Annotated in this window: 22 protein-coding genes; 14 read left to right on the top strand and 8 right to left on the bottom strand. The window is 63.1% G+C overall.

Annotated elements, in window-relative coordinates; genetic code table 11:
* Positions 1–11: 11 nt before the first annotated feature.
* Positions 12–488, bottom strand: a complete 477-nt coding sequence (locus VB777_RS16450; RefSeq protein ID WP_323250307.1) for a hypothetical protein — start codon at positions 486–488, stop codon at positions 12–14.
* Between the two features lie 77 nt (positions 489–565).
* Between VB777_RS16450 and VB777_RS16445 the strand changes: the two genes are divergently transcribed.
* The 4 genes from VB777_RS16445 to VB777_RS16430 all read left to right on the top strand — a co-directional run bounded on the left by VB777_RS16445 (position 566) and on the right by VB777_RS16430 (position 4347).
* Positions 566–2911, top strand: coding sequence for an ATP-dependent RecD-like DNA helicase (locus VB777_RS16445; protein ID WP_323250305.1), 2346 nt, complete (start codon positions 566–568; stop codon positions 2909–2911).
* A gap of 54 nt (positions 2912–2965) precedes the next feature.
* On the top strand, positions 2966–3334 hold the full coding sequence (locus VB777_RS16440; RefSeq protein ID WP_323250303.1) for an AbrB family transcriptional regulator: 369 nt from the start codon (positions 2966–2968) through the stop codon (positions 3332–3334).
* 81 nt (positions 3335–3415) lie between these two features.
* The gene (locus tag VB777_RS16435; protein ID WP_323250301.1) at positions 3416–3946 is read left to right on the top strand and encodes a GNAT family N-acetyltransferase; all 531 of its coding nucleotides are present in this window, start codon (positions 3416–3418) and stop codon (positions 3944–3946) included.
* Positions 3943–4347: a PPC domain-containing DNA-binding protein gene (locus VB777_RS16430; protein WP_197163954.1), complete on the top strand. Its 405-nt coding sequence runs from the start codon at positions 3943–3945 to the stop codon at positions 4345–4347. Before VB777_RS16435 ends, VB777_RS16430 begins: the two co-directional genes overlap by 4 nt.
* Here the strand turns inward: VB777_RS16430 and VB777_RS16425 are convergent.
* Genes VB777_RS16425 through VB777_RS16415 form a run of 3 tightly spaced genes read right to left on the bottom strand, consistent with a single transcriptional unit; the run spans position 4325 to position 5754 of the window.
* Entirely contained in the window at positions 4325–4522 is a 198-nt protein-coding gene (locus VB777_RS16425) for a hypothetical protein (protein WP_323250298.1), read from the bottom strand. The two genes, VB777_RS16430 and VB777_RS16425, sit on opposite strands and share 23 nt — an antisense overlap.
* A 25-nt stretch (positions 4523–4547) precedes the next feature.
* The gene (locus tag VB777_RS16420; protein ID WP_323250296.1) at positions 4548–5057 is read right to left on the bottom strand and encodes a hypothetical protein; all 510 of its coding nucleotides are present in this window, start codon (positions 5055–5057) and stop codon (positions 4548–4550) included.
* Positions 5044–5754, bottom strand: coding sequence for a hypothetical protein (locus VB777_RS16415; RefSeq protein WP_323250294.1), 711 nt, complete (start codon positions 5752–5754; stop codon positions 5044–5046). The genes VB777_RS16420 and VB777_RS16415 overlap by 14 nt, the downstream gene beginning before the upstream one ends.
* A 352-nt stretch (positions 5755–6106) precedes the next feature.
* Between VB777_RS16415 and VB777_RS16410 the strand changes: the two genes are divergently transcribed.
* Positions 6107–6322 (top strand): hypothetical protein, encoded by a 216-nt coding sequence (locus VB777_RS16410; RefSeq protein ID WP_323250292.1) that lies wholly within the window; start codon positions 6107–6109, stop codon positions 6320–6322.
* A gap of 215 nt (positions 6323–6537) precedes the next feature.
* Here VB777_RS16410 and VB777_RS16405 read toward each other — a convergent pair whose 3' ends face one another.
* The 3 genes from VB777_RS16405 to VB777_RS16395 are packed head-to-tail and all read right to left on the bottom strand — an operon-like array spanning position 6538 to position 9470.
* Positions 6538–7023: a GNAT family N-acetyltransferase gene (locus VB777_RS16405; RefSeq protein ID WP_323250290.1), complete on the bottom strand. Its 486-nt coding sequence runs from the start codon at positions 7021–7023 to the stop codon at positions 6538–6540.
* Positions 7010–7291: a DUF1778 domain-containing protein gene (locus VB777_RS16400; RefSeq protein ID WP_323250289.1), complete on the bottom strand. Its 282-nt coding sequence runs from the start codon at positions 7289–7291 to the stop codon at positions 7010–7012. The genes VB777_RS16405 and VB777_RS16400 overlap by 14 nt, the downstream gene beginning before the upstream one ends.
* 40 nt (positions 7292–7331) lie before the next feature.
* Positions 7332–9470, bottom strand: coding sequence for an AAA family ATPase (locus VB777_RS16395; protein WP_323250287.1), 2139 nt, complete (start codon positions 9468–9470; stop codon positions 7332–7334).
* A 170-nt stretch (positions 9471–9640) separates the two neighbouring features.
* Between VB777_RS16395 and VB777_RS16390 the strand changes: the two genes are divergently transcribed.
* From VB777_RS16390 to VB777_RS16350, 9 genes are all read left to right on the top strand, one after another.
* Positions 9641–10561, top strand: a complete 921-nt coding sequence (locus VB777_RS16390) for a hypothetical protein (protein ID WP_323250285.1) — start codon at positions 9641–9643, stop codon at positions 10559–10561.
* 159 nt (positions 10562–10720) lie between these two features.
* Positions 10721–14236, top strand: a complete 3516-nt coding sequence (locus VB777_RS16385) for a helicase-related protein (RefSeq protein ID WP_323250283.1) — start codon at positions 10721–10723, stop codon at positions 14234–14236.
* A 3-nt stretch (positions 14237–14239) separates the two neighbouring features.
* Positions 14240–17143, top strand: coding sequence for a DUF1156 domain-containing protein (locus VB777_RS16380; RefSeq protein ID WP_323250282.1), 2904 nt, complete (start codon positions 14240–14242; stop codon positions 17141–17143).
* 15 nt (positions 17144–17158) lie between these two features.
* Complete coding sequence (locus VB777_RS16375; protein WP_323250280.1) at positions 17159–20494, top strand: DUF499 domain-containing protein; 3336 nt, start codon at positions 17159–17161, stop codon at positions 20492–20494.
* A 42-nt stretch (positions 20495–20536) separates the two neighbouring features.
* Positions 20537–20851: a hypothetical protein gene (locus VB777_RS16370; protein WP_323250279.1), complete on the top strand. Its 315-nt coding sequence runs from the start codon at positions 20537–20539 to the stop codon at positions 20849–20851.
* 4 nt (positions 20852–20855) lie between these two features.
* Positions 20856–21533, top strand: a complete 678-nt coding sequence (locus VB777_RS16365) for a TerB family tellurite resistance protein (protein WP_323250277.1) — start codon at positions 20856–20858, stop codon at positions 21531–21533.
* A gap of 30 nt (positions 21534–21563) precedes the next feature.
* Positions 21564–21923 carry a hypothetical protein gene (locus VB777_RS16360; RefSeq protein WP_323250276.1) on the top strand — a complete coding sequence of 120 codons (360 nt, stop codon included), beginning with the start codon at positions 21564–21566 and terminating at the stop codon, positions 21921–21923.
* Positions 21924–21952: 29 nt separating this feature from the next.
* Positions 21953–22207 carry a hypothetical protein gene (locus VB777_RS16355; protein WP_323250273.1) on the top strand — a complete coding sequence of 85 codons (255 nt, stop codon included), beginning with the start codon at positions 21953–21955 and terminating at the stop codon, positions 22205–22207.
* Between the two features lie 60 nt (positions 22208–22267).
* On the top strand, positions 22268–22831 hold the full coding sequence (locus VB777_RS16350) for a hypothetical protein (protein ID WP_323250271.1): 564 nt from the start codon (positions 22268–22270) through the stop codon (positions 22829–22831).
* A gap of 45 nt (positions 22832–22876) precedes the next feature.
* Here the strand turns inward: VB777_RS16350 and VB777_RS16345 are convergent, their stop codons facing one another.
* Positions 22877–23515 (bottom strand): HNH endonuclease signature motif containing protein, encoded by a 639-nt coding sequence (locus VB777_RS16345; protein ID WP_323250268.1) that lies wholly within the window; start codon positions 23513–23515, stop codon positions 22877–22879.
* Between the last annotated feature and the right edge of the window lie 310 nt (positions 23516–23825).

Here is a 23825-nt window from a genome sequence, read left to right as displayed (position 1 = left end):
CGCACTCCACCTCAGATCGGCCAGACATCCTCAAAGTCAACATCCGGGTCGTTGTATCTCTCGACGGCACCAAGCCAGTCCGGCAGCTCGTCCTTGATCTGCTGTTTCAGCGTGGCAAGCTCCTCAGGCTTGACCAACCCTCGTTCAGCCATGAAGGCATAGAACTTCTTGAGGCTGGCGGCATTGGCCTTGACGGTTGTCTTGTTGGACCACATCGCCTTGTGGATAAACCAGTCGCCAAGAAACTCGCCGACGTAGCAAATCCCATCAGCAGCCGTCAGCGTATCTGCGTAGAGAAGGAAGTGATTCAGGTAAAAGTCGAGGTTGCTGCAATGGCTTCTGATTGTTGTCTCGCCAAGTCCAGCCTTTTTGAGCCAACGCCTGAAGTCACCGAGCAGAGCAGCATTCTCCTGGCGGAGCTGTTGGCATCGGCTGTCGACATCCGATTCATCGTCGAGCATGAGAGGTCGCTCATCACTGCTGGCCATGCCGATGCCGGTCGCATCGGCCCTGGTGTTCCACTCATGCTGCCTGCAACCATGGCCCGGTGGCACCGCGGGGAGGCATGAACAAGCCGATCGCTGGCCAGTCCTCCGGAATGCCGGATAACGCCGCCCAACCCACCGAGGTGCTGGCCGGCTCGATCGAGCGGGTCACCTTCCACAACGCCGAGAACGGCTTCTGCGTCCTGCGCATCAAGGCGCGTGGCCACCGCGACCTGGTGACGGTGGTGGGCCACGCCGCTGAGATCAGCGCCGGCGAGTGGGTCACCGTCAGTGGCGTGTGGGTGAACAGCAGGGAGCACGGCCAGCAGTTCAAGGCGGCCTTCCTGCGCTCCTCACCCCCTACCACCGCCGAGGGGATCGAGAAGTACCTGGGCTCGGGGATGATCCGGGGCATCGGCCCGATCTACGCCAGCAAGCTGGTGGCCGCCTTTGGGGCGGAGGTGTTCGAGGTGATCGAGCAGGCCCCCGAACGCCTGCGGGAGGTGCCGGGCATCGGCCAGGTGCGGGCCAGCCGCATCGCTCAGGCCTGGGCTGATCAGAAGGTGGTGCGCGAAATCATGGTGTTCCTGCACAGCCATGGCGTTGGCACCGCCCGAGCGGTGCGGATCTTCAAGACGTATGGGAACGACGCCGTGCAGGTGATGGCGGAGAATCCCTACCGCCTGGCCCGCGACATCCGCGGCATCGGCTTCCGCACCGCCGATGCGATCGCCGCCCGGCTGGGCATCGAGCCCACCGCCACGATTCGTCTGCGGGCCGGCATCAACTACGCGCTGCTGGAAGCCAGCGGTGAGGGCCACTGCGGCCTGCCCTCCGCCGAGCTGCTCAAGCTGGCCGGTGAGCTGCTGGCGGTGGAACGGCCCGCGCAGGAGCAAGACGAGGGCAACGGCGCCAGCCGCCGTGTTCCCCTGGAACCCGCCCTGATCCAGACCGCACTTGATCTGGAACTGAGCGAGGGCTCGGTGGTGGCCGACACCCTGGCGGGCGAGCCAGCGATCTTCCTGGCCCACCTGCACCGCGATGAACGCCGCATCGCTGAATCTCTGCAGGAGCTGGGGGAAGGGGCGCCGCCCTGGGGCGCCATCGACGCGGCCAAGGCGATCGGCTGGGTGGAGCAGCGCCTGGGTCTGCAGCTCGCCGCCAGCCAGCGAGAAGCGGTGCAGCAGGCCCTGAGCAGCAAGGTGCTGGTGATCACCGGGGGACCGGGGGTGGGCAAGACCACCTTGATCAACGCCATCCTGCAGATCCTGGCGGCCAAGAAGCTGCGCATCCAGCTCTGCGCTCCCACTGGCCGGGCCGCCAAGCGCATGGCCGAGGCCACCGGCCTGGAGGCCAAGACCATCCACCGGCTGCTGGAGTTCGACCCGGCCAGCTACGGCTTCCGGCGCAATGCCGAGCTGCCGCTGGAGTGCGATCTGCTGGTGGTGGATGAGACCTCGATGGTGGATGTGCCGCTGATGGCCTCGCTGCTGGCCGCCATCCCGCCGGAGGCGGCCCTGCTGCTGGTGGGCGATGTTGACCAGCTGCCCTCGGTGGGGCCCGGCCAGGTGCTGGCTGATGCGATCACCAGCGGCGCCCTGGCGGTGACCCGGCTGACGGAGGTGTTCCGCCAGGCGGCCAGCAGCCGGATCATCACCACCGCCCACGCCATCAACGCCGGCAGCGTCCCCGATCTGCGCTCCCCGCCCGAGGGCAGCAGCAGCGACTTCTACTTCCTGCCGGCCGACACCCCCGAGCAGGCGGTGAGCCTGATCCTCAAGGTGGTGGGCGAGCGCATCCCCGCCCGCTTTGGCTTTGATCCGGTGGGCGAGGTGCAGGTGCTCTGCCCGATGGCCCGCGGCGGCTGCGGCTCGCGCTCGCTGAACATCGAGCTGCAGCAGCTGCTCAACCCCGATCCCACGGAGCAGGTGGAGCGCTTCGGGTGGCGGTTTGCGCCGGGCGACAAGGTGATGCAGATCGCCAACGACTACGAGAAGGAGGTGTTCAACGGTGATGTGGGCACCATCGACGCCATCGACTCGGACAACAGTGAGCTGAGCGTCCTGTTCCCCACCAGCGAAGCCGGCCCCGGGGTAGGAAAGGCGGGCAGCCGTGCAGTGGTCTACGGCTGGGGAGAGCTGGATCACCTGGTGCCCGCCTATGCCTGCACCATCCACAAGAGCCAGGGCAGCGAATATCCCGCCGTGGTGATCCCGCTGCTCACTCAGCACTACGCGATGCTGCAGCGCAATCTCGTGTACACGGGCCTCACCCGCGGCAAGCAGCTGGTGGTGCTGGTGGGCCAGAAGAAGGCCCTGGCGATGGCCGTCAAGAACCACCTGGGCCGCAGGCGCTACACCAAGCTGGCGGAGTGGTTGGCACCGGGACAGCTTTCAACGGACATGGATCGCAACCACGGCAGTTGACAAGGCCGGCAAGCCTGGCAATAAGAGGCTGTCGATCCAGCCAACTCCCTCATCATGCTGACCGGTGCTGATCTGCTCGCCAAAGTCAAGGAGCTGGGCGATGCCTCCAAGTCCGATCTGGTGCGCAGCTGCGGCTACGTCTCCACCAAGAAAGACGGCACGGAGCGCCTGAACTTCACGGCCTTCTATGAGGCCCTGCTGGAGGCCAAGGGCATGAACCTCGGTGGTGGCGGTGGCCGCGGCGGCAGGGGCCGACCGGGCCGGCAGCTCAGCTATGCCACCAAGGTGCAGTTCAACGGCAATCTGCTGGTCGGCAAGGCCTACACCGCGCAACTGGGCCTGGAGCCCGGCGATGAGTTCGAGATCAAGCTGGGCCGCAAGCAGATCAAGCTCATCCCTCTGGGTGCTGCTGAGGAGGAGTGAACGACAGCTTGCTGCGCAGAGCGCCTGCGGTGCATGGCCCCCTCCGGGCAGCTGAACGAGACAATCAACTCCTCTCGCTGCTTGTCTCTGGCCACGCCCACCACGCCCCTGCAGATCCGGCCCTACGAGGCAGCCGACTGGCCGGCGGTGTGGGCGCTGCTGGAGCCGGTGTTCCGTGCGGGTGAAACCTTCCCCCACGACCCAGCCATCAGCGAGGCCGAGGCCCAGCTGGCCTGGGTGGAGCACAGCCAGGCGGTGATGGTGGCTGTGAATGCGGCCGGAGCTGTGGTGGGCACCTACTACCTGAGGCCCAACTCCCTCGCTCTTGGCGCCCATGTGGCCAATGCCGGCTACGTGGTGGCCGAGCACTGCCGGCGCCAGGGAGTCGGCAGCCGTCTCTGTCAGCACTCGCTGCAGGCGGCGCGGCGGCTGGGGTTCCGGGCACTGCAGTTCAACCTGGTGGTGAGCACCAACACCGCCGGCATCCGCTGCTGGCAGCGCAATGGCTTTCAGGTGGTGGGCACCCTGCCTGGGGCTTTTCGCCACCGGCAGCTGGGTTACGTGGACGCCCTGGTGATGTTCCAGGGACTGGTGGAGGGCCCAACCCCATGAAGGTGCTGCCACTGCGGCTGACACCGGGCGACGATCTGCGCCAGGCGCTGGAGACCTGGATGGGCGAACAACAGGAGCAGGCCGGCTGTCTGATCAGCGCCGTGGGGAGCCTGTCGGTGGCCCAGCTGCGCCTGGCGGGAGCAGCCGAGGCCACGGTGATCAACGGCGAGCTGGAGATCCTCAGCCTCTCCGGCACCCTCTCGCCCGATGGTGCCCACCTGCACATCGCCGTGGCCGACCGCAGGGGCACAGTGATCGGCGGCCACCTCTGCGCCGGCTCGCTGGTGCGCACCACCGCCGAGCTGGTGATTGGCCTGCTGCCGGACTGGCAGTTCAGCCGCGAACTGGATCCAGCCACCGGCTACCCCGAGCTGCGGATCACTCCTCAGGCTCGGAGCTGAGGGGCGGCAGCCGCCGTTCCACCTGCAGAAACACCAGCCAGGCCACACCGGCACTGATGCCGCCGGTCCAGTCGTTGCGCAGCAGCTCCACGATCGACACCGTGCTGGCGCCGATGCGCAGGCCGCGCAGCAGGAAGCGCCCCAGCTTCTCCAGCGATTCCTGATTCACCGCCATGGGCTGGGGCCAGCGCAGAAGGGCTTCAGGTTGGCGGAAGGGGTGCAGGTAGCCACCGCTCGATCGCTTCCGGAGGCACGCCCACCTGCTGAGCGATCAGCAGCACCAGCTGCTCGAGCCGGGCGAGGCGCTGCTCCATGGCCTGGAGCTCTGCGGTGCCGGCCTTGCCGCTCGTGCCACCCGTGCCCTTCCCACCTGAGGGAGGTTTGGGCTTGGGAGGGGGCAGCAGGGACTGGGGTGGCGGGCCGTTGGGGTCCGCCAGCAGCAGGCCCACCATCACGTCCTTATTGGCGCGCTTGGCCACCTTGATGCCCCTCTGCGCGCAGAGCTCCTGCAGGGTGTCGTTTTTCAAGGCCCGCAGCTCCGCTTCCGTGGCGGGCGCGCCGCCCTCGGGCTGGATCAGGGCGCGGGGTTCCTCGACCGCGGTGGCGCCATCGCCCAGCTCCTCCGCCAGACCGCGATAGAGCCGCGCATCGGCCTGGGCCAGCTCACGCAGGGCGGAGCGCATGGTGTCGGCGATCTCACCCATGGTCATCGGCTCCTTTGGCTTGATCCTGGGGCTGCGGCTGGGGCTGCGACTGGTTGGGTGGCTGCAGCTGGGGGGTTGTGGGCTCAGCCGGCTTTGGGGGCTGGCTCCCGTTCAGGCTGACGTCGATGGGCCCAGGCACACCGTCGCCAGGGGGTGGGGTTGTCGCAACTGCGGATCCGTGGCCGTTGCCACCTGGTGGGGGTGGCGGCGGCGTCAGCAGATCCTGGGACTTATTGATCAGCTCCTGCTGCTTCTGCTTGAGATCGCCGAGGCGGTCCTTGGTGCGGCCCCAGCGATTGATGAAATGAATCACGGCCCGCATCAGATCACCGAGATAGCCGCCGCCTTGAAAGGTATGGCGGCCTTTCTTGTACCTGCTGAAGCCATTCACCAGATCATCGCCGGCATCTTCAATGTCTCCCGCGATGGCCGTCACGATCTCCAGGAGCTCATAGAGTTCCTTGCGTTGGGGCAGGTCACGGCTGGCCAGGGCCGTGATCCGTTCCTTGAGGAGAGCGGTTTCATCCTTGGCCTTGTTGGCCAGGCGCCGGTGCTGGGCCCTGCTGCGCATCAAGCTGGAGTAGCAATTTCTCAGCTCCAGATAGGTGCTATTGAGCACCTCGCGTTCCAGTGGTTCCGGATCTGGCGGGAAATCAGAGGTTGGGGGCAGGAAGACCATGCCAGGCAGCACATCGACGTCCATCTTCCGAATGCAGCTGCAAGGTGCGGCGATTCACAGGAGGCTGGATCTATGCGTGTGGTGAATAGTTCCGGCATCAACCCGCGTGGAGACTGAGGCGAGAGGGGTGCAGAAGGAGCTGCAGATCCGCAGCAATCTTCACAATGTCGCTGGAATCGTCCGTGCTCCGAACAAAGCGGAATCCGTCCGCCAAAGACCGCAGGCTCGCTCGCGGCCCCCAGCCCCGGGCACCGGCTCAGCCTGGGGCGTACAAGGCCAGGGCGGCCTGCAGCAGCTGCTCTTTCGCAGGAGGATTGATCCAGAACGGGGCCAAGGGGCTGAGGCTGTGCTCACTGACGCCTGCTCCACTCTCGCCATGCCCCAGATCGACCTGCTCCTTGCTGCTGAGCTGTTGGTGGTGCTGCTTCTCGTCGCCACCATGGATGCAAGCTCCCCGCGGGCGGGGGCGGCAGAGCCACCGCTGCAGGAGCCAGAGCCCCCCGTGCAATGGACTGCCGAGACCGACCTCCATGCCCAACGCATCCTGCGGCTGGAGGAGCGCCGGACCACAGGCCTGGCTCCTCTGCGCTGAGGCCTGCAGAGGTAGACCTTCTCAGGAACTCGATGAACGAATGCGCGGCTGAGACACCAGCTGCCGCAGCAACACCACGAAGCTCTCCCCCTCGCGCCGCACCAGCATCACCGGACAGGCCGACACGCCCCACCGTGATGTCGCCGCCTTCTTCCAGGAGCGCTTCTGATGTTGGGATAAGCCATGGGATGGGTGGCGAGGGGATCTTGGGGCTGTCAGTCGGCTGGTTCTGAGAGCTGCAGCATCAACGTCGAGGCACTGAGCGGCGAGGGGCGAAACCCGAGCGAGCGGTAGAACGCAGCCGCCTGCTCGTCGATCGCGTGCACCAGCAGGGCTCTGGCGCCGATCAGGCGCCTGGCGGCAAGGCTGCGCCGCAGCGCATCGGCCACCAGGGCGCGGCCCAGCCCCTGGCCCTGCTGGCGACGATCCACCGCCAGCCGGCCCAGCACGACAACGGGAAGGGGGTCGGGCATGTTGCGGCGCAAGGCACCGGGCACCTCCGCCAGCACGATCGCCCCAGCCGACAGGCAGGCATAGGCGATCACGGCGTTGCCCTCATCTGGGCAGAGCACCACCGTGCGCGACACGCCTTGGCGCTCATTGGCCAGGGCCCGCTCCTGCAGCCAGCGGTTCAGGGCGGCGTTGCCGCAGTCGAAGCCTTCCAGCTGATGCTGCGGGCCGAGGGGCTCAGGCGGGCGCATGCCAGGGCTGCGGCGTACCGAGCAGACGCTCGATGCTGGCCTGATCCTGGGCGGCAGCGCCGGAATCCTTCAGATCAGCCAGCAGGGCCGTGGTCTGCTCCGGCGTCAGGGAAAACAGCGTGCGATCGAGGAGCACATCCCGCGCCCGCTCCTGGCAGCTGCGCAGGATGAATTCGGTGCGGCTGATCCCTTCCGCTGCAGCAGCCTGATCAATCAGCTGGCGCTGCTCAGCCGAGGCCCGCAGCTGCAGCACCTGATCGCGCGCCATCCCCCACATTCTCGCTGTCATGACATTGTAATGCGCCCGTTTAGGCCGGTTGGTACACCGCCAGGGCCGCCTGCAGCCGCTCCTGATGCTCCTGGCGCAGCTCTGGCGGGGCTTCGATGCGGATGCCGGCGCCAAAGGCAAACAGCCAGGTGCGCAGGTCGATGTCGGCCATAACGGTCCAGCTGGGCAGATCCAGCTCCACCGGATAGGGATGGCTGTCGGCTGGAGAGCCCGGCTCCAGCACGTGCGGCGCCTTGGGGTGAAACCACCAGGTATCGCCCGGCAGGGGCCGCGACAGGCGGGTGTGCTCGATCGGGTAGCGCTGCAGGCCTTCGCGGATGAAGGCGAAGCACCAGCCCTGGCTGCAGAAGCGCAGGGTGCGCAGTTCCCGCTCGCGGCTGCGGCCGCGGGGATGGCAGAGCCGCAGCTGGGCCGCAAGGTCGTCGCCGAAATAGATGCCGCCGCTGTGATGCAGCAGGGTCTGCAGGCGAGCGAGGGCCTGATGGTGGCTGTCATCGCTGCGGCGGGTGCCCCGTTCGCTGCGGCGCAGGGCGAGGCGATCCAGCCGCTCGCAGCGGATTAACCCCTCCTCCTGGCCGGGGCTGTCCTCCTCAAACACCAGATACCAGCCGATCGTTTGAAACAGCAGCTGCAGCGGCCACACCCGAAACGTGCCGAGGGGACTGCCGGGGAAAGAGGCCACCGAGGCGTAGCGCTCCAGCTCGATGCGCCGCCGTTCCACGATCGCCGTCTCCAGCGCCTCGGCCTGCCGCTCGGCGGCCAGGGAATCGGGGCGCACCAAGGCGCTGCTCACGATCGAGCGGTTCGCGAACGCCCGCACGGGGGTGGTGCCGTCCACGGCGATGCCGCCCCAGGCGAGGCGCTGCTCCAGCTCCCGCAGCAGGTCCTGGGCGGTGGGATCGGCCAGCCGGCCGGCCGCCTGGCTCACCACCCCATGGATCTCCCGCAACCGGTGAGCCGAGAGCAGGGCGGTGCCGATGGCATAGCCGTGGCGCACGTTGTCGTTGCGGTGGCGGAAGCCGTAGGGGGTGAGCAGCTTCTCGAGGTCCTTGCGCAGGGTGGCGGCCTCGGAAGGCAGGTAGGCGCCGGGGATGGCCTCGGTGCGCTCGATCAGGTGCTCGGGCAGGGGCACGCCGCCTGCCTGATCAAAGGGCTGCTGCAACAGGTGGCGCAGCAGGGTGAACACCCGCACGAACACCGGCCCATCGCCCATGGGCGGGAAGCCACCGTTCACCCCACCAGGCCAGGGTCCTGTGGCGTGCGGCTCGGGCTGAGCCGGCGCCAGCTGGATCGGCGCCAGGGCGGGCTCGGCGCTGCAGAAGCCGTTGGCCTCCAGCCAGCTCAGATCCTTGCGGATGGCGCTGGCATCCCCAAAGCACTCGCCGTGCAGCCGGCGCAGGTAGGTGGCGGCCTGATCGGCGAGGTCGCCCTCGGGAAGGGGCGAGACGATCGCCTCCAGCTCGGCGCGACTGGCGGGGTCGGCCGCGGAGAGTTCCGGGTAGCTGCTCATCAGGCGCAGGAGGTAGAGGAGCCGCTCGAGATCCAGCAGCCGCGAGTAGCCGTGCAGGGCAAAGTGCTTCTCGCGGTTGCGGGCCGAGCGGATGCGGTGATCCAACCGGGCCAGCTCGTCGCGCAGCAGCGGTTGGAGTTCCCGCTGGTGGGTAGGCACTACGGCCACTACCGCCGCAAAGCCCTCGGCCCTGGATGGCCCGAAGACCGGATCGGCCAGGGCGGCGGCCATCTCGCGGATCACCGGCTCGGGCACCAGGCGCTTGCGGGTCTGATTCCACTGCAGGCACGTACCCAGGGGGGTGTAGAGCCACCAGCCGATCCACTCCACCGGAGCGGGGAGGCTCAGGGCCTGGGTGATCGCCAGGCGCCAAGGGCGGCGGGCGTGGGTGGCATCCACGATCACCGGCACACCGGCCGCCACCGACTCGCGGATGCGCCGGTGCAGCAGGGCCTCGATGTCGCGCCAGGGGCCCTGCACCGCCGCGTCGCCGAACAGCTCGCCGCGCACCACATCGGTGGAGAGCACCACCGCACCGGTGAGCTGGGCCAGCACGCCGGCCAGGGTGGTCTTGCCGCTGGCGGGCGGGCCGATCAGCAGGTGGCAGCGCAAGGGCGCTGGCGAGGACGCAACAGGCGAGCTGGTCATGGCAGAAGCGTGGCGGCTTGAGCGCGCCACGGCAAGGCTCTACAAGCGAAAGAGCAGATTCAGATTCGCGCTCTCACTGGGTTCTGTCGAGCGGCTTTGCTCTTTCGCAGGGAGAACAGCAGAAAAACGGCCCGCGCTGCTGAGGCTGCTCCCAGCGCCTCCTCCATCCCATGGCTTCCCCGCGCCCCCCGTCGCTGGCCCAGGCCCATCACTACCGGCTGCCGGAGCTGCTGCACGACATCCGCCTGCTCGATCTATTGGAGCTCTGCGGCACCACCGTGCAGACCAGCCGGCTGCTGCAACTCAGCCAGCCCACCATCAGCCGCCGCTACCGGCTCCTCTCGGAGGACTTCGGCCTGGTGCGTGATCGCCGCCAGCTCTGGGGATGCGGCTATGGCACCTCGGCCGCGATGCGCCTGCTGCGGCTGGGTTGCCGCGCCCATCGCCTCGCCGCCGGTGTCGCCCGGCTGGGCAGCGACCTACTGCATCACTCCCTGCTGGCGGGTTGCCCCTGGCTGCTACCCACCCCCCAGCGGTTCCGGGCGGCGGCCAACTGGCTGGAGCTGGTGCGCCAGGGCGTGCTCGATGGTGCCCTGATCTCAGGCCTGGAGCTGGAGGAGGCGGAAGGACTGAACCACCAGGAGCTGGAACTGCTGCCGCTGGGGCAGCTGCCCCTGGCCCTCGCGTTCTGCCCCAAGGCGCCCGTGCTGGTGGGATCTGCCCCCGGCAGGCCTGCCCCCGGCGGGCGTGTGACGGAGGTGCTGGTGCCAGATCGGGGTGTGGCGCCCGGCCTGCGGCGGCTCCTGCGCGAGCTGGGGCTCCCCCTGCGCAGCGGCGGCAACAGCCTGCAGACCCCAGACGACTGGATCGGCCGGATCCAGGGCAGCGCCCTGGCTCTGGTGGTAGCCGATCGGGAGGCCGACACCTGGGCCTGCCTGCAGCGCTGGCCCCTGGGCCAGGGGCCACGGGCTTCCCGCCCGCACTGTCCGGTTTGGCTGGCGTTGCCGGCCGACTGGCAGGAGCACCCGGTGTTGCGCCACACCGCCCAGGAACTGGGCCGGATCGGCGCCGCGCAACAGCTGGAGGGCTGAAAGTATGTGCTCCGTGCATAGATCCAAGACTCGCGGCTCGAAGTGCTTCTGGTGTGCTGCCACATCGCTGCCGCTAGGTGCAGACTGGCCGCAGCGTCCCCTCACACTCATGCCACCCCACCCGCCACAGGCGGTCGAACCACAGGGGGGCACGCCGCGATGACCGCCCGCTTGGAAGACCTCAAGCCCGATGCCCAGGTCAAGGGTCTGGTAGGGCGCGAGGCTGTCCGCATCATCACGGCCCAGATGATGGGCGAGGCCGCCCAGGTGGTGTATCGGGACGGTCAGGGCACGATCGATACCCAGATCCTGTTTCGGGACAAGGAGGCCGAGCTGGAGATCGTCTCCGGTGGCCGCAAGTGGAGCTTTGAGGGCGACGGCGACCAGTTCCGGCTGGTGAGCGAGGCCGAGCGCATCCGGCTGGCCTACCTTTTCGACCCCTATGTGGCGGTGAGCGGCAGCGCGATCGACCCGCTGCCTCACCAGATCAGTGCGGTCTACGAGCACATGCTGCCCAGGCAGCCGATGCGCTTCCTGCTAGCCGACGACCCAGGCGCCGGCAAGACGATCATGGCCGGCCTACTGATCAAGGAGCTGCTGATCCGGGGCGAGCTGGAGCGCTGCCTGATCGTGGCGCCGGGGTCGTTGAGTGAGCAGTGGCAAGACGAGCTCAAGGAGAAGTTCGAGCTCAACTTCGAGCTGCTCACCCGCGACCTGATCAATGCCACCGGCCTGGGGAACCCGTTCGAGCAGCGTCCGTTGCTGATCGCCCGGATGGACATGCTCGCCCGGGATGAGGAGCTGCAGACCCGGCTGGAGCAGGCGCCGGAGTGGGATCTGGTGGTGTGCGACGAGTCGCACCGGATGAGTGCCCACACCTTTGGTGGGGAGATCAAGCGAACCAAGCGCTACGAGATGGGTCGGCGCGTGGGGAACCACGCCCGAAACCTGCTGTTGATGACAGCCACGCCACACAACGGCAAGGAGGAGGACTTCCAGCTCTACATGGCCCTTCTGGATGAAGACCGCTTTGAGGGGCAGGAGCGCGATGCCGTGCACCGGAGCGATCCCACCGACCTGATGCGGCGGCTGGTGAAGGAAGACCTCTACACCTTTGAAGGCAAGAAGCTGTTCCCGGAGCGCAGGAGCTACACCGCCCAGTACGAGCTGAGCCCCAGCGAGAAGGTGCTCTACGAGCGCGTCACCGAGTACGTGCGTGATGAGATGAACCGCGCTGATCGCAATGCCGATAAAGAAGGAGGTGGCAAGCGGCGGGTGAACGTGGGCTTCGCCTTGATGACCCTGCAGCGCCGCCTGGCGAGCTCACCGTTTGCGATTCACCGCTCCATCGAGCGCAGACGGGAGCGGCTGGAAGCTCGGCTCAAGGAGGAACGGCTGCTGCTGGAGGGGCGGCAAGTGGGTGACCGGCTGCAACTGGAGCGCAAGCTCGCGGCTCTGGAGGCCGATGACCTCGACGAGCTCTACGAGGAGGACACCGCCTCTGAGATCGAGGAGGTTGAGAACGCCTTCACCGACAACGCCACCTCAGCTCAGACCCTGGCGGAACTGGAGCACGAGATCCAGGTCCTCAAGGAGCTGGAGGTGCTCAGCAAGCGGGTGGTGAATTCAGGCACCGATGCCAAGTGGATGGAGCTGGACCGGATCCTCGATGCCCCTCAGATGGTGGATGAGAACGGGGGCCGGCGAAAGCTGGTGCTGTTCACCGAGTTCAAGGACACCCTCACCGACTTGGCCCGCAAGATCCGCAACCGCCTCGGCCGGGAGGAAGCGGTGGTGGAGATCCATGGCGGCGTGCCCCGAGACCGGCGGCGGCAGGTGGTGCACGCCTTCATGAACGATCCACAGGTGGTGGTGCTGCTGGCCAACGACGCCGCGGGGGAAGGCGTGAACCTTCAGCGGGCGCACCTGATGGTGAATTACGACCTGCCCTGGAACCCCAATCGGCTGGAGCAGCGCTTCGGGCGCATCCACCGGATTGGTCAGCAGGAGGTCTGCCACCTCTGGAACCTGCTGGCGCAGGACACCCGCGAGGGCGAGGTCTACATCCAGCTGCTCGAGAAGCTCGACAACGCCCGCAAGGCCCTCGGCGACAAGGTGTTCGACGTGCTCGGCCAGCTGTTCAGCGGCCGTTCGCTGCGGGAGCTGCTGATGGATGCGGTGCTCTACAACGCCGATCCGGCGGTGAAAGCCCGCATGCAGGAGATCGATGAGGCGGTGAAGTCCGATCACCTGCTGGAGCTACTGGAGCGCCGAGCCCTGGTGAAGCAAGGGATGGACACCAGCAAGGTGCGAGATCTGCGCCAGCAGATGGAGCGGGCGATGGCGCGCCGCGTCCATCCCCACTACGTGCACGACTTCTTCCTGGAGGCATTCCGGCGGCTGGGCGGCAAAGCCTTCCCCAGGGAGGAGGGCCGCTACGAGATCACCCACGTGTCACCGCAGCTGCTCGATCGCGACCAGCAGATCGGAGTGGGGGTGCCGGTGCAGCCCCGCTACGAGCGGATCTGCTTTGAGAAGGAGCATGTGGGGCAGAGCCCCAGGGCCGAGCTGGTGAGCCCGGGCCATCCCCTGCTCGAGGCGTGCATCTCCCTGATCTGGGAACGCCACGGCCAGGTGCTCAGCCAGGGGGCGGTTCTGATCGACGACGACGATCTGGGGGCCGAGCCGCGGCTGATGTTCTGTCTGGAGCATGGCCTGCAGGATGGACGCCGTAACCGTCAGCGGCAGCAGCAGCTGATCTCCAACCGGCTGGTGTTCCTGGAGATCGCCCGCTCCGGCGCGGTGAAGAGCGCCGGCTCCGCTCCCTATCTCGACTACCGGCCGCTGCGCACGGGTGAGCTGGAGCTGATCCAGCCGCTACTGGGGGATGGCTGGCTGAACCAGGACTGGGACCAGCTGGTGCTCGCCCACGCGATGCAGAGCCTGGTGCCCCAGCACCTGGAGGAGATCAAGCGGGAACGGCTGGAGCGGATCGACAAGGCACGCCAGGAAATCCAGGCCCGCATGCAGCGGCAGATCAACCACTGGTCGCGTCAGTACGAGGAGCTCAAGCACAAGGACACTGCGGGTAAGCGAACCCGCCTGCCGGCGCATGTGGCCAAGGAGCGCGCCGAGCTGCTGGTGAGCCGGCTGGGCAAACGCATGGCCGCCCTCGATGCCGAGGCCCAGATCAGCGCCCGGCTGCCTCTGATCAAAGGAGGAGCACTGATCGTGCCGGGAGGACTGCTGCGCCAACTGCGCGGCGAAACACCCGATGCCAGCGTGGATGCCGAAGCCCGCAGGCGGGTGGAGCTGCTGGCCATGGAGGCGGTGTTTGCAGCCGAACGCGCCCTGGGCCGCACCCCGGTGGACAAGAGCGCCGAGCGCGGCATTGGTTTCGACATCGAATCTGGGGGACCCGATGGTTCGCTGGTGTTCATTGAGGTGAAGGGCCGGGTGGAGGGAGCCGACTCATTGACCCTCACCTACAACGAGCTGAAGTGTGGCAACAACCAGCCCGAGAAGTTCCGGCTAGCGATCAGCACGGTGAGCGGCGATCGAGCCTCCCCGCCGCGGTATGTGAGTGGGATCGACTGGGGCCGCCCTGGCTTTGGTTCCACCGGCTCCAACTTTTCCCTTTCTGATCTGCTCTCCGTTGCGGAGGACCCGCACTAACCCATGACCAGCGACCACCCCGTCAAACGCCGCAAAAAGCTGATCGAGGTCCTATTGCCTCTTGATGCCATAAATAACGAAGCCATTCATCGGAAATCAAAATCTCCCAAGGGCTTTCCAAGCGCCGTGCACAAATGGTGGTCACCAAAACCTCTTGCATCATCACGCGGCGTCCTATTCGCACAGATGGTTGACGATCCATCTGAAATACCAGAAGAATTTCCCGACCTAGAGTCCCAGGATAAAGAGAGGCAGAGACTCCTGCGGCTAATATCGGAACTTGTTAAATGGGATAACACTCGGAACGAGAACATCAGAAAGGAAGCACTAGGAGAAATACTCAAGACATGGCGGAGAGCCTGCCAAGATAATCTTGATAAAGGGATACGGCCTAGTTTGTTTAATCCGGAGACTCCACCATCAGTGTGGGATCCATTCGCGGGAAGCGGAAGCATCCCCGTGTCAGCCCAGTGGCTTGGGATTCCCGCGGTAGCGAGTGACTTGAATCCCGTATCGGCGATTATCAATAAAGCAATTATCGAGTATCCATATCAATTCAAGGGAAAGGCAGCCCACTCGCTTTCCTCTGCGAACACGCAGGGGGCCGCTTTTATCCAAGACAACTGCGAAGGGCTAATCCAGGATATCGAGTACTACGGAGAAATAATTCTTGAACGAGCAAAGCAGAAGCTGAGCGACCTGTATCCATCCTACAGAATTGACCAAGAACTCGTAGATTCTAGGCCGGATCTTGCCCACTTGAAGGGCCAAACCTTAACTTGCACCGCTTGGATTTGGGCACGGACTGTCGAAAGCCCAAGTCCAGCTTTCAAGAACTGCTTTACCCCTCTCGCGACATCCTATCTGCTTTCTAGCAAGCCTGGGAAAGAAGCCTACTGTCTTCCCACCTACAAAGATGGCATTCTTGGATTCGACGTTTACCACGGGAAGCCGTCAGATTTGACTGCAATCAAGAAAGGAAGTAGTGCAGGAAAAAGATCTGCATTTATTTGCCAGGCTTCCGGAGATCCTGTTAACTATCAATATATTCGCGATCAAGGGCAGCTTGGAAGAATTGGTTCAGTGTTAATGGCGGTTGTGGCTCAGTCAAAGAATGGCCGCGTTTATCTGCCTCCAAGAGGCATAGACGCAGAGGCGGCGAAAGATGCAAAGCCGTCATGGAAGCCTGACCTTGACATACCAGAAAACCCAAGAGACTTTAAGACTCCGCTTTATGGCATGAAGAAGTTTGGAGATCTATTCACAGATAGGCAGCTTACTGCTTATTCAGTCTTTGCCGATGAGGTGCGTCGAATTTTTGCTGAAGCCTCTTCGGAGCTGGAAGCAGAAGAGAGCCATGAAGGTGTTATTCAGCAGAAAAAGCAGTGCTTGGCTCGCTATAGGGAGGCCATAGGTGTCTATCTTGGTATCTCAGTAGATCGAATGATCTATTATGGAACAAATCTATCGGGATGGCTGCCAAAAGATAGTGCTTTACGCGATTGCATGCCCCGTCAAGCGCTCGCGATGACATGGGAGTATGCAGAAGCAAATCCTTTTGGGAAATCCAGTGGCGACTTTCGCAGTTGCCTGAAGATTGTCAAGGATTTCCTTGAAGCTGCTACGCCAAACTCCCCCGGTCATGCATATGCGGCCCCGGCTCAGTCTTTCACGCCTGAGCCCGCGAGTCACAAGCAAGTAATAAGCACAGACCCGCCTTACTATGACAACATATGCTACTCAGAGCTAGCTGACTTTTTCTATGTATGGCAAAAGCGGATGTTTGCTGGAAGCCTGCCCGGTTTGTTTGAAACAATAGCCAGTCCAAAAGGAGAAGAGCTGCTCGCCTCCTCTTATCGATATGGATCACGTGAGAAGGCTGACAAAGCGTTCTTGGATGGGATGACGGGAGCACTTGTAAATATTGCCAGTAGAACGCATCCCGCGTATCCAATTACTTTGTATTATGCTTTTAAGCAAACTGAGAGCGTAGAAGACGGTGGTCACGCAAGCACTGGTTGGGAGTCATTCCTGGAAGCAATAGTTTCTGCTGGGCTTTCAATAACCGCAACTTGGCCTCTTAGGACAGAAAAAGAAGGGCGGCTCTTGGCTTCGGGTACCAATGCCCTCGCTTCATGTGTCGTCTTGGTCTGCAGGAGCAAAGACAGTTCCGCGCAATCTTTGACCAGAAAAGAATTCCGACGCCTACTGCGCAGATGCCTCGCAGAATCACTTAAGAAACTTGAAAGTGCCAATATTGCTCCGGTTGACATAGCGCAAGCTGTCATTGGGCCAGGCATGGCGGTGTTCAGCAGTGCCTCTGCAGTGCTCGATCAAGGCGATAGACCGATGTCTGTCAGAGATGCTCTTGTTGAAATCAATGCTGCTCTCGATGAGTATTTAACTCAGGACGAGGGAGAACTAGACGCTGATAGCCGATTTGCCCTTACCTTCTTTGAAAGCTATGGTTATAGTGAGCGCAGCTTTGGCGATGCCGAAGGACTTGCGCGAGCGCGTAATGTTTCAGTGGAAGGAGTCGCTCGTTCAGGAATTCTCAAGGCTGTCGCAGGCAAGGTCCAGCTACTTCGCCGAAATCAACTAGATGACGACTGGGATCCCATGCAAGATGACAGGCTCTGCATCTGGGAGGCCACACAACATCTCATTAAACGTCTGGATAGTGGCGAGTCGTCGGCCGCTGCTCTACTGGCTCGGCTCAAAGAAATCTCTGGTCACGGCAATCTGCCAGCCAACTGCAGAGCGTTGGCCTACCGCCTCTACAACCACTGCGAAAAGACCAAGCAGCCAGAAGAAGCACGTGCTTACAACGGCCTTGTGATCGCCTGGCCCGAGCTTGAAAAACTCTCAGCCCTGGCTGCCAACCCCGTTCAGTCCTCTCTGCTGTAACCCCCACCCAGTCCCATGGCCATCACCAACAGTGAGCGCGTCGGCAAGGCGCTGAACGAAGTCCGCGATGGGCTGCAGCCCTACCTCCAACGAGAGCTCTCCCTGAGGTTGAGCTCGGATTGGCAGCAGCGTCTTGAACCAGGCAGCAACCTGGATGACGTCTCCGCCCTCCTGGGACTGTTCATGAAGTACTGGGGGGATGTCTTCAAGCAGCTGCTCAGCCAGGAAGATCGGGCCTATGTGAGTGAGCTCAAGGTGGCCCGCAACAAGTGGGCCCATTCCGAGCCAATCACCTCAGACGACACCGACCGCTACCTCGACACCGCCGTTCGCCTCTGCCGCAGTATCAACGCTGTAGCCCAGGCGGAAGCCATCCGCGACCTGCGCTCCGAGCTGCAGCAGCAGGTGTACACCGAGCGGGCCCGCAACAAGGTCCGCTACAAGACCACCACCGAAAACCAGGTCAAGGCGGGTCTGGTGCCCTGGCGGGATGTGATCACCCCGCACCAGGATGTGATCCACGGTCGCTATCAACAGGCTGAGTTCGCCGCCGACCTCGACCAGGTGCGCCAGGGCAAGGGCAGCTCGGAATACACCGACCCTGCCGAGTTCTTCCGCCGCACGTACATCACCGGTGGCCTCAAAGATCTGCTGCGCATCGCCTTGCTTCGCCTCAACGGCCAGGCCGCTGACCCGGTGATCGAGCTGCAGACCAACTTCGGCGGCGGCAAGACCCACTCGATGCTGGCCTTGTATCACCTCTGCTCAGGCACCCCGCTCAACCTCCTCACCGGCCTCGAAGAGGTGTGCGCCGAGGTGGGCATCAAGAGCGTCCCTAAAGCCAACACTGCCGTTCTGGTGGGAACGGCCTTCAGTGCAGCGGAACCCACCACCAAGGCCGACGGCACTGTGGTGAACACCCTCTGGGGTGAGCTGGCTTACCAGCTGGGTGGCCCAGCGGGTTACGCCATCGTGGCCAACAGCGACCGCGAACGCATCTCCCCCGGTGCCCGGGATATCGCTGAACTCTTCCGGCAGTGCGCTCCCTGCCTGGTGCTGATCGACGAGTGGGTGGCCTACGCCCGCAATCTTGTCGGCAAAGACGACCTGCCTGCCGGCACCTACGACTCTCAGGTCTCCTTCGCGCAGGCGCTTACGGAAGCCGCCAAGCAGGTGCCCAATGCCCTGCTGTTGATCTCCGTGCCACAGAGCACCAACGAAATAGGGGGCTCGAATGGTGAGAAAGCGCTGGAGGGCTTGCGCAATGTGCTGCAGCGCATTGCAACGGAGTGGCGCCCTGCCAGTCCAAACGAAGGCTTTGAGATTGTGCGTCGCCGCCTGTTTGAGCCGATCCCAAGTGATGAGGCCGGGGCCCATCGTGACGCCGTCGTCCGCTCCTTCAAGGAGATGTACTCGCTCAACAAGAACGAGTTCCCCGCCGAGACACGCGAGGCCGACTACGGCGACAAGTTGACGGCCTCCTATCCCATCCACCCGGAGTTGTTCCAACGCCTTTACGACGACTGGAGCACCCTCCCCAACTTTCAGCGCACCCGCGGCGTGCTGCGCCTGCTCGCCAAGACCATCGAGGAGCTCTGGAACGGCGGCAGCAAAGACGTAATGATCATGCCCTCCTCCATGCCGCTCGATGACCTCGAGGTCAAGAACGAGCTGCTGCGCTACCTGCCCAATGAGTGGGACCCAATCATTTCCCAGGACGTCGACGGTGAGGGCTCGATCCCTGTTCGCATCGACGCCGCCAACAGCAACCTGGGACGGCTCAGCGCCTGCAAGCGCGTTTCTCGCAGCATCTACATGGGCACCGCTCCGGGTTCAGGAGCCGCCAAGCCCGGTATCGGCGATCAGCGCATCAAACTCGCCTGCGCCATGCCGGGAGAAGCTCCAGCGGTGTTTGGCGATGCCCTACGGCGGCTGAGTGATCAAGCCCGTTTTCTCAACCAGGACGGTGACCGCTACTGGCTCGACACCAAGCCCAACCTCAACCGCACTGCCGACGAACACAAGCAGAGCTATCTCAACGACCGAGACACCTTGCTGGTGGAGCTGAACCAGAAGCTCGACCGCGAAGGCAAAAGTCGCGGGGCTTTTGCCGGACTGCACCTCACTCCTCCCAACAGTGCGGCCGTCCCCGATGAACCGGCCACCCGTCTGGTGGTGGTGCCCTCCCAATATCCCCACAAGAAGGGTGAAGACAGTGCAGCCCTCACTTGGGCGAAGGAGGTGCTCTCCGCGCGTGGCACCAGTCCGCGCCAATACGCCAACACCCTGGTGTTCCTTGCGGCCGACGAGCGGTCCCTTGAAGATCTTGCGGACGCTTACGCCTCGCAGAAGGCCTGGCAGCGGATCAGCGACAACCGGGAGGAGCTTGATCTCACCCTCAGCCAGGTGAACCTGGCCGCCAAGCGCATCAAGGACGCCACCGACGCGATTGATGTCCGCATCCCGGAGACCTGGTGCCATCTACTGCTCCCTCACCAGGCCCAGCCCGGAAACCAGGGTCCGTCCTGGGATGAGTTCCGCCTTACCGGCGGTGAACCGCGCCTCGCCGATCGCGTCTCGAAGAAATGCAAGGACGAGGAGGCGCTCTATGTGGAGATCGGCGCCAGCCGCATCCGCCGCAACCTCGACAACTTTCTCTGGGCCAACCGTGACTCAGTCAGCGTGCAGGAGCTGGTGGATTGGTGCCGGAAGTACCTCTACCTGCCCCGGCTGAGCAGTGACGACGTGATCTTCAATGGCCTCACCAATGCCCAGGCCTCCCTGCAGGGCGAAAGCACCTTCTATCTGGCGGAAGCCTTTGATGAGGCCAGCGGACGCTTTATCGGCCTCAAGCCCCAGGGGCAGTTTCAGAGCGCCGCCACCATGCGGATGCTGATCGTCAAAGACGAGGTGGCCCTAGCCCAGATCGAGGCGGAGCGGGCCAAGCCCGTCGATCCTCCCCCCACAGGCACGGGCACCGGCAGTGGCACCGGAACTGGTCCTGGCCTTGGGACTGGCACTGCCACCGGAACGGGCACAAGCGCGACCAACACCAACACCGCCGAAGGCACTGGCAAGCCAGGGACTGGCGTCAATCCACCACCCCCGCAGGCGTCGCCACAGCGCACGACCTTCACCGGCTCCCTGAAGCTCGAACCTGTGCGCGCGGGCCTGCAGATGGGCCAGTTCCTCGAGGAGGTGATGAGTCACCTGCAGGCTCTACCCGGCGCCGAGGTGAACCTGTCTGTGGAGGTCCACGTCAAAGCCCCCAACGGCATCGACGACCAGACCGCCCGCATCGTGCTGGAGAACGCAGCGGCACTGAAGCTAGATAACCCGCAGGTCTACTAAGCCTCCATTTCAAGCCACTCCACCCATCAGCCCTCAAGCACCATGGAAAACCCAGAACCGCTTGTTCTTGACCGAAGACGCCTGAGCCTCGGCAAATACACCCACTGGGCAGCCAACCTCTCCGAGGAGGAGATGTATGGGTTGCTCTGGCTTTTGGGTGAATTGGGCATCAGAACCAGTGAGCACAACCTGCTGAGTTCCATCCAGGAAGTCGGCAGAGCAAGAACAGGTTTGCTGGGTGCTCTTGGTTTTGTCCACGGACACCCCGTCACCCAAGAGCAGGCCATAAAGGCCATACGCAATGCCTACAAGACCAGCCCTATCCGTCAAGATCTGAACCAAGTCTCCAATGACTAATCAAGTGACCCATCCGCTGCTTGCCTATCCAGAAGCTGAGCGCGTTGCCTACCTCTCAATCATTGCTGAACTTAGCAACGTTGACAGGAAGTTCGACGAGCTAGAGAGAAAGCATCTGGATGAGCAGCTGAAGGCCTTTGAAATTTCAGATGAAGGCAAAGCCAAGGTCTACGCCGCTGTCTTTCACTTCAAGGAAGAGCACAGGTCAGAAGTCCTAGCGTCTCTTCATTCCCTCGATGACAGCGATTTGCGCTTCACCTTGATTTCCGATCTCTTCCTTCTTGCATTGAGTAACGGATATATCTCCGTGGAGGAACTCGAGTACGTGCAGGAGATTGGAAGCCAGCTTGGCATCACGAGAGATCAAGTGATGGCCATCAAAGATGTTCAATTCCACCTGTGGCAGCTGAAGTCAACGCCATCCGATTCAGATGCCTTCAAGGCCATGCTTAAGGAATGTGCCAGCAATCTTGCTGCGGCAGGTGTTCCGATAGCCGCAATCGCTGGCTCGGGAAGCGTGTTTGGCCTCAGCGCTGCAGGCATTACCTCTGGCCTGGCCGCCCTAGGCGGTCTGATTGGTGGCGGGATGCTTGCCGGCACTGTCCTTGTTGTTCCTGCCATAGCGGTGGGTTCAGCCTGGGGGGTGAAAAAGCTCGTTGACCTTGTCACCGACAAGAAGTAATCATTTCGCGCGTCCCGTTCTTCTTTAGCCATGCCCAACACACCTGAAGACCTACCAGTAGCCCCTGCTGCGTCTCTTGATATGAGCGTGATTCTTGCCAAGGGGCTTGTCGAAAACCTTCCGGCGATTCTTTCTTCTTTCAAGGAGGTCTATGCCTTGCGCGCCAAAGAGAGCGCCTTCAAGGCAGCACTGGAGGCTCGTTGCGCCGACATGAAGATCAACAGTCAGAACTTCACGACCCTTGTCCAGAACCTGACCGAGCTTTCAAAGAGTGAGTCGGCAGACGAGGAGACAAAGTCAATGTACCGGGAGTTGATCCGCTCGCTATTTGAGCTGTTTACAGCCCGTTCGAAGGAATCGGATTCGTTTTCCAGATTTCTCAACGGATAGCCTCGATGTGGGGAATCAATCCATTCACCGTGGGTAAGATCATCGTCGGGGTTGGTGTCTCCAGTGCGCTACTGGGCAGACACGGCTCCCTGAAGCAGTTGACAAGAAAGATCAAGCTGCATGTATCGGAGCAGCATGCGGAAGGGGCAAAGGCCATGGCGCGTTCTGTCGCCCTTCAAGATCAGTCGCTCTATGAGAGACTAAAAAAAGAGCTCGAACGCGAGCTTTCGCCGGAGGAATACGAACGCGTCTTCGGTGACTCTAGTGATCCACCGTCTCGCTGAACCGTGACCTTAGCAATACTTCTCCCTGACGCGCATACGTGACAGGTCTTCTCACCGGTCTTGGTGATGGCTTTGTCACGCAAGAAGCCCATTGGCTACCCCGAGATCAGCTTCCTGTCAGTTGACGTTCTGGCCCTGCTGGCCAAGCTCCAGCAGGAGATGGGGCTCGATGCAGTAGGTCCTGTCTCTTTCAGTCTGCAGACGATGGAGACCTTGGCTTGCACTCGCTGGGAGCATGGGAAGCCGGGTGGGGATATCTTCTTCCACTCGCTGTTCAACCGCCCTGATGTGCCTCAGCCAGTAATTGAACACGTTCTGCGTCATGAGCTCCTGCACCTGAAGATCCCGGCCAGGGAGATCGATGGCAAGCTGATCTATCACCCGCCTGAGTTCTGGGTGGCGGAACAGGCTCTGGTTCCCTGGAAATTGGCGTCGTGGGGGTGGATGGTTCTCGCCTTCTGGGAAGTCATCAAGACGGACATCCCGAATGAACGCGTTTGGGTCAAGAAGTCTTGGCGGAAGCTTCAGAACTACCCCTACCCAAGCTGGCAGATGATCCTTGACGACCAGAGTAGATACTCTGACAAACAAGGCCAGATCCAGGTCTTAATGGAAAGTCTCTAATGAGCCTGAGCTACGAGTTTTCGGCCATGCCTGCCTGCCACCTGCCTACTTGATCGGGGACCGCACCTTGGCCCCTTTGCGGACATTCTCGTTGGCGCTAATCACCTGCAGGTTGCCAGGATGATGCTGGCCACCCTTTGCGAGAGGGATGACGTGATCCACGTGGTACTGAATGAATCCTGCCACTTGATTGAGTCTGTCCCGTTGTTCATAGATCTGCTGGATCAGCTCCTCTTCTTCGTCGCTCAGCTCCGGCGTTTGCTCGCGAATCCGCTGTTTCCTTCTCTGCAGATAAATCGCGGATTTGTGCCTGTCCACTTCGTGGACAGTCTCTGGTGGCGGACAACTCATCCCAGCCAGGTCCAGAGCTTCTCGCTCCAGTGTCCAGAGTTCGGCGCGTAGCGGCTTGGAGCACCACTGGTGATAACGAGTATCTCCGTGGAGATCGATCACATCCCGAAAACGGCTGACGACGTAAATGAAGTCATCCCCAAGCCGCTCGCCTGTCCACTGGGTCCAGCAGCGGGAGAGGTAACGGTCTTTGCCGCTAACCCAGATGAACAGGGTCGGAAGTTCAAGGGCCTCTTCTCCTTTCGCAGGTCCGCGTCGGGCATAGGTGCGATCGCCCTGCTTCGTGATAAGTCCGCGGTCGTTCGACTGGATGACGCGGAACTTCAGCTCCATGGCGTGGCGGGTTCACTCGCCTGCTGTGCCCAGCAGCCTATGGCCCAGAAACCCGACGAGCACGGGCCTGCCGGGGGGCGGACTTCCACTGAAGACCCAGTAAGGGGTCGCGCAGGAATCCTCAGCGTGCGCGGCCGCGCAAGGGCTTCGCAAGCCGGCCCGCCACTGGCGATGAGACGCCGGTGGCACTGGGTTCACGGAGCGCTGTGGCCGGCCCTTGCCGCTGGCCGCGCCTGCGCTTGCGGTCCTGCGCTTGCCCATCCGTGGCTGTTGCTTCACCATCCCGCTCCCCCCGGTCAGCCCAAGGAGC

It is taken from the genome of Synechococcus sp. CCY9202 (genome assembly GCF_034931685.1).
In the GTDB taxonomy this organism is placed as follows: Bacteria; Cyanobacteriota; Cyanobacteriia; order PCC-6307; family Cyanobiaceae; genus CBW1002.
The sequence above is the reverse complement of the archived record's forward strand: the minus strand, read 5'-3'. Positions and strand labels throughout refer to the sequence as shown.

Excerpts from the sequence above, each read along its gene's own strand:
- VB777_RS16450 (WP_323250307.1), bottom strand. The coding sequence starts at position 488 with ATGGCCAGCAGTGATGAGCGACCTCTCATGCTCGACGATGAATCGGAT.
- VB777_RS16445 (WP_323250305.1), top strand. The coding sequence starts at position 566 with ATGAACAAGCCGATCGCTGGCCAGTCCTCCGGAATGCCGGATAACGCC.
- VB777_RS16440 (WP_323250303.1), top strand. The coding sequence starts at position 2,966 with ATGCTGACCGGTGCTGATCTGCTCGCCAAAGTCAAGGAGCTGGGCGAT.
- VB777_RS16430 (WP_197163954.1), top strand. The coding sequence starts at position 3,943 with ATGAAGGTGCTGCCACTGCGGCTGACACCGGGCGACGATCTGCGCCAG.
- VB777_RS16425 (WP_323250298.1), bottom strand. The coding sequence starts at position 4,522 with ATGGCGGTGAATCAGGAATCGCTGGAGAAGCTGGGGCGCTTCCTGCTG.
- VB777_RS16420 (WP_323250296.1), bottom strand. The coding sequence starts at position 5,057 with ATGACCATGGGTGAGATCGCCGACACCATGCGCTCCGCCCTGCGTGAG.
- VB777_RS16415 (WP_323250294.1), bottom strand. The coding sequence starts at position 5,754 with ATGGACGTCGATGTGCTGCCTGGCATGGTCTTCCTGCCCCCAACCTCT.
- VB777_RS16410 (WP_323250292.1), top strand. The coding sequence starts at position 6,107 with ATGCCCCAGATCGACCTGCTCCTTGCTGCTGAGCTGTTGGTGGTGCTG.
- VB777_RS16405 (WP_323250290.1), bottom strand. The coding sequence starts at position 7,023 with ATGCGCCCGCCTGAGCCCCTCGGCCCGCAGCATCAGCTGGAAGGCTTC.
- VB777_RS16400 (WP_323250289.1), bottom strand. The coding sequence starts at position 7,291 with ATGGCGCGCGATCAGGTGCTGCAGCTGCGGGCCTCGGCTGAGCAGCGC.
- VB777_RS16395 (WP_323250287.1), bottom strand. The coding sequence starts at position 9,470 with ATGACCAGCTCGCCTGTTGCGTCCTCGCCAGCGCCCTTGCGCTGCCAC.
- VB777_RS16390 (WP_323250285.1), top strand. The coding sequence starts at position 9,641 with ATGGCTTCCCCGCGCCCCCCGTCGCTGGCCCAGGCCCATCACTACCGG.
- VB777_RS16385 (WP_323250283.1), top strand. The coding sequence starts at position 10,721 with ATGACCGCCCGCTTGGAAGACCTCAAGCCCGATGCCCAGGTCAAGGGT.
- VB777_RS16380 (WP_323250282.1), top strand. The coding sequence starts at position 14,240 with ATGACCAGCGACCACCCCGTCAAACGCCGCAAAAAGCTGATCGAGGTC.
- VB777_RS16375 (WP_323250280.1), top strand. The coding sequence starts at position 17,159 with ATGGCCATCACCAACAGTGAGCGCGTCGGCAAGGCGCTGAACGAAGTC.
- VB777_RS16370 (WP_323250279.1), top strand. The coding sequence starts at position 20,537 with ATGGAAAACCCAGAACCGCTTGTTCTTGACCGAAGACGCCTGAGCCTC.
- VB777_RS16360 (WP_323250276.1), top strand. The coding sequence starts at position 21,564 with ATGCCCAACACACCTGAAGACCTACCAGTAGCCCCTGCTGCGTCTCTT.
- VB777_RS16345 (WP_323250268.1), bottom strand. The coding sequence starts at position 23,515 with ATGGAGCTGAAGTTCCGCGTCATCCAGTCGAACGACCGCGGACTTATC.